At 72.4% G+C, this 6,408-nt stretch carries 6 protein-coding genes and 1 pseudogene; 1 reads left to right on the forward strand and 6 read right to left on the reverse strand.

The features are described from left to right. Nucleotides 1–145: 145 nt before the first annotated feature. The 5 genes from IE109_RS14650 to IE109_RS14670 form a co-directional block, all read right to left on the reverse strand. Complete coding sequence (locus IE109_RS14650; RefSeq protein ID WP_189551274.1) at nt 146–1,744, reverse strand: polyamine aminopropyltransferase; 1,599 nt, start codon at nt 1,742–1,744, stop codon at nt 146–148. 7 nt (nt 1,745–1,751) lie between these two features. Then, complete coding sequence (locus IE109_RS14655) at nt 1,752–2,189, reverse strand: DUF350 domain-containing protein (RefSeq protein WP_189551275.1); 438 nt, start codon at nt 2,187–2,189, stop codon at nt 1,752–1,754. Between the two features lie 109 nt (nt 2,190–2,298). Continuing rightward, nucleotides 2,299–2,715, reverse strand: a complete 417-nt coding sequence (locus IE109_RS14660; RefSeq protein ID WP_189551276.1) for a DUF4247 domain-containing protein — start codon at nt 2,713–2,715, stop codon at nt 2,299–2,301. Continuing rightward, on the reverse strand, nt 2,712–3,206 hold the full coding sequence (locus tag IE109_RS14665) for a DUF2617 family protein (protein ID WP_189551277.1): 495 nt from the start codon (nt 3,204–3,206) through the stop codon (nt 2,712–2,714). Before IE109_RS14665 ends, IE109_RS14660 begins: the two co-directional genes overlap by 4 nt. A 138-nt stretch (nt 3,207–3,344) precedes the next feature. Further along, nucleotides 3,345–3,815, reverse strand: a complete 471-nt coding sequence (locus IE109_RS14670; RefSeq protein WP_189551322.1) for an MSMEG_6728 family protein — start codon at nt 3,813–3,815, stop codon at nt 3,345–3,347. 192 nt (nt 3,816–4,007) lie between these two features. Here IE109_RS14670 and IE109_RS14675 point away from each other — a divergent pair, with 192 nt between their 5' ends. Then, the gene (locus tag IE109_RS14675; protein WP_189551278.1) at nt 4,008–6,209 is read left to right on the forward strand and encodes a discoidin domain-containing protein; all 2,202 of its coding nucleotides are present in this window, start codon (nt 4,008–4,010) and stop codon (nt 6,207–6,209) included. A 60-nt stretch (nt 6,210–6,269) separates the two neighbouring features. Here IE109_RS14675 and IE109_RS14680 read toward each other — a convergent pair. Then, nucleotides 6,270–6,408 (reverse strand): annotated as a pseudogene (locus IE109_RS14680) (sugar kinase); the annotation flags it as partial.

Consider the following 6,408-nt stretch of genomic DNA (forward strand, 5'->3'; position numbering starts at 1 on the left):
AAATCCAATGACGATCCACCCGGCCGAGATCGGGCCGGAGCGGGTGCTCACCGAGCTGGGCCCCGTGCCCCGCCGTCCGTCCGCTACGGCGCCTTCGCCGAGCGGTACCCGGTTCCCGGTCGGCTCGGGGGGCCACCGGACACGCTCAGTAGTTCTCCCATTCGTGGGCGGTGTACTCCAGCACCGCCGGGTCCATCAGCGTGCTCGCCCGTACGTCCTGGGGGCGCCGGTCCACCGGGAAGACGGCGGCGGCGGCGAGGACGTCGTCGTCGAGGAAGCGGAGGGGCGGGGCGCCGGCCGCGAGGCGCAGCGCGGGCGGCGGGCCGCCGCCGGGGGTGGCGAGGACGAAGCCCCAGTTGCCGAAGCTGGGCACGTCGACCTGGTACGGGGTGGTGGCGTACCCGGCCTCGCGGAGGGATGCGGCGATGGACCAGAACGACTTGGGCGCGAAGAACGGCGAGCCGCCCTGCACCATGACACGGCTGTCGGGCGCCAGGACGCGGCCGAGCAGGTGGTAGAACTCCACGCTGTACAGCTTGGCCAGCGCCGCGGTGTCGGGGTCGGGGAAGTCGATGAGCACCGCGTCGTAGCGCCGGCCGGCGTCCCGCAGCCAGGTGAAGGCGTCGGCGTGGACGACCGTGACGCGCGGGTCGGCCAGCGCGCGGTCGTTGAGGTCGAGCAGCGGGGTGAAGGTGCGGGCCAGGCGGGTCATCGCCGGGTCCAGGTCGACCAGGGTCACCGTGTCGACGTCGTCGTAGCGCAGGACCTCGCGGAGGGCCAGCGCGTCACCGCCGCCGAGGATCAGGACGGAGGAGCGTTTCCCCGCCAGCGCGGGGTGGACGAGCGCCTCGTGGTAGCGGTACTCGTCCACGGAGGAGAACTGGAGGTCGCCGTTGAGGAACAGCCGGGTGTCCGGCTCGCCGGTGAAGGCGGTGGAGCGGGTGACGACGATGTCCTGGTACGGCGTGGTCTCGGCGTGCACGATCGGGTCGCGGTAGAGCTGCTGGCGGGCGGTGACCTCGATGTCCTCCGCCAGGACGTACACCGTGGCCAGGATCGCGAGGACGCCGGCCGCCCCGGCGAGCAGTCCGCGCCGCACCATGGGGCGGGTCTCCCGGCGGAAGATCCACAGGACCACGACGACACCGGCCACCGCGTTGACCGCGCCCACCACGAGCGCGCCCTTGAGCTGACCGAACGCGGGCAGGAGCAGCAGCGGGAAGCAGAGGCCGCCCACGAGCGCGCCGACGTAGTCGGCGGCGAACATGTCGGCGACGGCGCTGCCCGCCTCCTGCCGCCTGATGCGCTGGAGCAGCGTCATCAGCAGCGGGATCTCGGCGCCGACCAGCAGGCCGACGACGAACGAGACGACCACCATGGCCGGCATGTAGAGCCTCAGCCAGGCGAAGGCGACGTACAGGACGAGCACCGACAGGCCGCCGACCAGGGCGAGCAGGATCTCGACGAGGGCGAAGGCGCCGACCGCCCGGTGTTGCAGCGGTTTGGCCGCCAGGGAGCCGATGCCCATGGCGAAGACCATGACGGAGATGACCACGGAGGTCTGCATCACGGAGTTGCCGATGAGGTAGCTGCCGAGGGCCGTCAGCGCCAGTTCGTAGACCAGGCCGCAGGCGGCGCAGACGAACACCGCGAGCAGCAGCAGGAGCCGTGTCCCGCGCGCGTATGCCCCCGGCGGCCGGGGGGCGGCGTCCGGTGCGGGGCGGTCGAGGACGGTGGTGCTCATGGGGGGTTCAGGAAACGGCGGCGCCGACCATGAAGGCCGTGCCGAGGTACATCGCCGCCTGGACCCAGGCGGCGGGGTGGGGGCTGGTCCCGTTGTCGTCGAGCACGGCGTGGCCCAGGCGGCCGGGGGTCAGCAGCCCCACGACGACGGAGATCAGCGTCATCACGACGACACCAGCGAGGCCGTACAGCAGGGTGCTGAACAGGCCCTCGGCGAGACCCAGTTCCGATTCGCTGGCCCGGATCGACTGCTCGATGACGAGGCCGATGGCGAGGGTCTGGCCGGCGAGGAGGACCGCGGCGCCGCGGTTGCGCTCGGTCCACACCACGTGGAGGAGCTTGCCGGGGGTGACGAGGTCGAGCGCGATGAAGCCGACCGCCATCACGACGAAGCCGACCAGGCCGTAGAGCAGGGCGGTGCCTGCCGACTCGAAGATCTCTGCCACGGTGTGCCTTTCGGGGACGTCGTCGAGGAGTGCGGGATGTGCGGGAGGTACAGGAGGCGCGGGGAGCGCGGGAGGGGCGGCCGGGACAGGGGTCCGCCGGCCCGGCCGGTCACTTGCCGGAGCCGGGGCCCCCGCCGCGGAACGCGGCGCTGTCGGGGTCCGGCCACGCGGAGCCCACGTGGGTGCGCCAGCGGTGGTAGCCGGTGCGGTAGTCGGCGATCTCGATCAGACTGCCCCTGCCGGTGGCGAGCGGGCTGATCCCGACGATGTCGTCGCGGTAGCGGAGGAACACCTTGTCGCCGTCGGTCAGGCGGGCGACGGCCGAGGTGTTGCCGTCGATCTCGTCGGCGACCTTGGACGCCGGGTCGGCCCTGTCGACGTAGTCCGCCCCCCGGGAGGAGTACGCGCCGCGGATCCAGCCCGACGGCACGCCGTTGCCGTCGTCGTCGTCGTCCGGCTCGCTGGAGCAGGCGGCGAGGGCCAGCGTGGCGAGGAGCAGCACGCTGATGCGTCGAGCGGTCTTCATCGGGCCTCCAGCCGGGTGTGTGTCGCCACGATCCGGCGGCTCTGCGGGTAGGTGTGCCAGGTGCGCCAGCTCAGCCCGGCGCCGTCCGGCTCGACGGTCAGGGCCGTGACCGCTTCGGGCGAGCCGGGGAAGACTCCGTACAGCGCCCGGGGGTGATCCTCCGAGCGGTTGCGGATCCGGGCCACGCGGGCGCTGAACTCGGCGGGGCCGAAGCGCCGGACGCGTGCGCCGAAGTCGTAGTGCCAGTCCCCGAAGTCCTGGGACGCGGTGTCCGGCAGGCCGCCCTCGACGCCGGGCAGGCAGGCGACGGTCTCCCGTACCGGTCCGGCGAACACCTGGTGGGAGGCGCCGAGCAGCCTCAGCTGGACGTCGAGCCCGCCGACGGTCAGGTCACGCACGGCGAGCGCCTCGCGCGCGGGCCGTCCCAGCACGAACGACAACTGGTCGGCGTCGGTGTCCAGGTACGGGACCGTCAGCGCTATGCCGCTCATGCGGTGCCGCCCGGTCCTTCGGCCCGCGCCGTGGCGGGGACGGCAGGCGTGAATCTCAACGGTGTTCCCCCGACTGCGAAGTGCTTGGAGCGCGGCCGAGTATGGCACAGCCGCGCCGGGCGCCCCGTGAGGAGGGTGTCAGGCCACTTCGCGGTCGGAGCCGGGCCAGAGGTAGGGCAGGTCGTCCGGGACGCCCGTGAAGTGGGCCGCGTAGAAGTCGGGGTCCTTGCGCAGGAGGGCCGACTGGTGGCTGCGGTGGAAGGCGGGGTCGCCGAGCCAGGGCGGCAGCTCACCGGCTCCGTCGAGTTCGTCCTGCGGGCGGACCGGCGCGCCGGGGCGGACGCCCTGGAAGCCCGCGAGCAGGGACACCGCGCAGGTGTCGCGGTGGCCCAGGGCGGTCCAGGCGCCGCAGATGTCGAGCCCGTAGCGGACCAGGGCCTCCTCGTAGCCGACCCACATCCGCACGGCCGGGTGGCGCCGCCAGCCGTACCCGGGCACGGTCAGCCCGCGCAGCACCTGGAGGGCTTCGACCCGCTGTTTGCCCAGGCGGCGCGGGTCGAGCACCTCGGCGCACGCCGTGAACCGGGGGAACGGCAGGAAGGTCTGCACACCCATGTGTCTACCGTCCGCGGCCCGTCCCCGCACGCCGGGCCGGGACCCGGCCAGGTGCATCTGCACTTAATGAAAGCCAAAAGAAAAGCCGTGCACGGATATTGACCGGCCTGACGGCGAGCCGCCAGCATCAGTCACCGCGAGAGCGCTCTCCGCACGTCACCCCCACCATCCCCGAGGAGCCCCGTCATGCCCGCAGCCGCCGTGTCCCTGGCGCCACCACCCCCGCACCGACCACCCGTCACCCTCCGCCGGGGCGTGGCCGGCGCGCTGATCACCGCACTCGTCGCCGCCCTGCTGGCACTCGCGCCCGCCCCGGCCGCCCAGGCCGCCCCGGTGCTGCTGTCCCAGGGCCGCCCGGTCACCGCGTCCAGCCAGGAGAACGGCGGCACCCCCGCGGCCGCCGCCGTCGACGGCAACCTCGGCACCCGCTGGTCCAGCGCCTTCTCCGACCCCCAGTGGATCCAGGTCGACCTGGGCGCCGCGAGCGCCCTGAGCCAGGTCGTCCTGCGCTGGGAGGCGGCGTACGCGAAGGCGTACCGCATCGAGCTGTCCACCGACGGCGCGAACTGGTCGACCGCCCACTCGACGACCGCCGGCGCCGGCGGCACCGAGACGGTCCCGGTGTCCGGGACGGCGCGCTACGTCCGCGTGCAGGGCGTCACGCGCGCGACGGGGTACGGCTACTCGCTCTGGGAGTTCCAGGTGTACGGCAACGGCGACGACGGCGGCCCGATGCTGCCCGGCGGCGGCGACCTCGGCCCGAACGTCCACGTCTTCGACCCCGCGACGCCCGGCATCCAGGCGAAGCTCGACGAGGTGTTCCGGCAGCAGGAGTCGGCGCAGTTCGGCAGCGGCCGGCACGCGTTCCTCTTCAAGCCCGGTACCTACCACGGGCTCAACGCGCAGATCGGGTTCTACACCCAGATCGCCGGTCTGGGTCTGCGCCCCGACGACACGACCATCAACGGCGACGTGACCGTGGACGCCGGCTGGTTCAACGGCAACGCCACGCAGAACTTCTGGCGGGCGGCGGAGAACCTGGCGCTGAACCCGGTCAGCGGCACCAACCGGTGGGCGGTGTCCCAGGCCGCGTCGTTCCGCCGCATGCACGTCAAGGGCGGGCTGAACCTCGCCCCGAACGGGTACGGCTGGGCCAGCGGCGGGTACATCGCCGACAGCAAGGTCGACGGGCAGATCGGCAACTACTCGCAGCAGCAGTGGTACACCCGGGACAGCGCCATCGGCGGCTGGTCCAACTCGGTGTGGAACCAGGTGTTCTCCGGCGTCGAGGGCGCCCCGGCCACCGGCTTCCCCGAGCCGCGCTACACCACGCTCGCCACCACCCCGATCTCCCGCGAGAAGCCGTTCCTCTACCTGGACGGCAACGAGTACAAGGTCTTCGCACCGGCCAAGCGGACCGGCGCCCGCGGCACCACCTGGGCGAACGGCACCCCGCAGGGCGAGTCGATCCCGCTCGCCAGGTTCTACGTCGTCAAGCCGGGCACGACCGCGGCCACCATGAACGCCGCGCTCGCCCAGGGTCTGCACCTGCTGTTCACCCCGGGTGTGTACCACGTCGACCGGACCATCAACGTCAACCGGGCGAACACCATCGTCCTGGGCCTCGGCCTCGCCACCATCATCCCCGACAACGGTGTGACCGCCATGAAGGTCGCCGACGTCGACGGTGTGCGGCTCGCCGGGTTCCTCATCGACGCCGGCGCCGTCAACTCCCCCACCCTGCTGGAGGTCGGGCCGCAGGGCGCCGCCGCCGACCACGCCGCCAACCCCACCACCGTCCAGGACGTGTACATCCGCATCGGTGGCGCCGGACCGGGCAAGGCCACCACCAGCATGGTGATCAACAGCGACGACACGATCATCGACCACACCTGGGTCTGGCGCGCCGACCACGGCGACGGCGTCGGGTGGGAGACCAACCGCGCCGACTACGGCGTCCGTGTCAACGGCGACGACGTCCTGGCCACCGGGCTGTTCGTCGAGCACTTCAACAAGTACGACGTGGAGTGGTACGGCGAACGGGGCCGCACGATCTTCTACCAGAACGAGAAGGCGTACGACGCCCCCAACCAGGCCGCCATCCAGAACGGCTCCACCCAGGGTTTCGCCGCCTACCGCGTCGACGACTCCGTCACCACGCACGAGGCGTGGGGACTCGGCAGCTACTGCAACTACAACGTGGACCCGACCATCCGCCAGCACCACGGCTTCAAGGCCCCGGTCAAGCCGGGTGTGAGGTTCCACAGCCTGCTGGTGGTGTCCCTCGGCGGCATGGGCCACTACAACCACGTCATCAACGACACCGGAGCGTCCACGGTGCCGGCCGGCACCTCCACCGTGCCGTCCACCGTCGTGTCCTTCCCCTGACACCAACGGCCCGTCGCGCGGGTCCGGCCCTCCTCCGAGCGGCCGGGCCCGCGCCCGCGATCACTGGGCGGCGCGGTCCCTGAGCGTCGCCCGCCAGGCCGGGGCCGCCTCCTCGACGGGTCCGGCACCGGCCCCGGTGCGGTGGCCGCCTCGGGCGAAGAAGTCGGTGAGGGGGAGGATGGCCGCGCCGACGGTCACG

Origin of the sequence: Streptomyces lavendofoliae (assembly GCF_014649735.1) — a bacterium.
In the GTDB taxonomy this organism is placed as follows: domain Bacteria; phylum Actinomycetota; class Actinomycetes; order Streptomycetales; family Streptomycetaceae; genus Streptomyces; species Streptomyces lavendofoliae.

What these genes read in the sequence shown, in the direction of transcription:
- IE109_RS14660 (WP_189551276.1), bottom strand. Translation starts at nt 2,715, where the DNA reads ATGAAGACCGCTCGACGCATCAGCGTGCTGCTCCTCGCCACGCTGGCC.
- IE109_RS14675 (WP_189551278.1), top strand. Translation starts at nt 4,008, where the DNA reads ATGCCCGCAGCCGCCGTGTCCCTGGCGCCACCACCCCCGCACCGACCA.
- IE109_RS14650 (WP_189551274.1), bottom strand. Translation starts at nt 1,744, where the DNA reads ATGAGCACCACCGTCCTCGACCGCCCCGCACCGGACGCCGCCCCCCGG.
- IE109_RS14665 (WP_189551277.1), bottom strand. Translation starts at nt 3,206, where the DNA reads ATGAGCGGCATAGCGCTGACGGTCCCGTACCTGGACACCGACGCCGAC.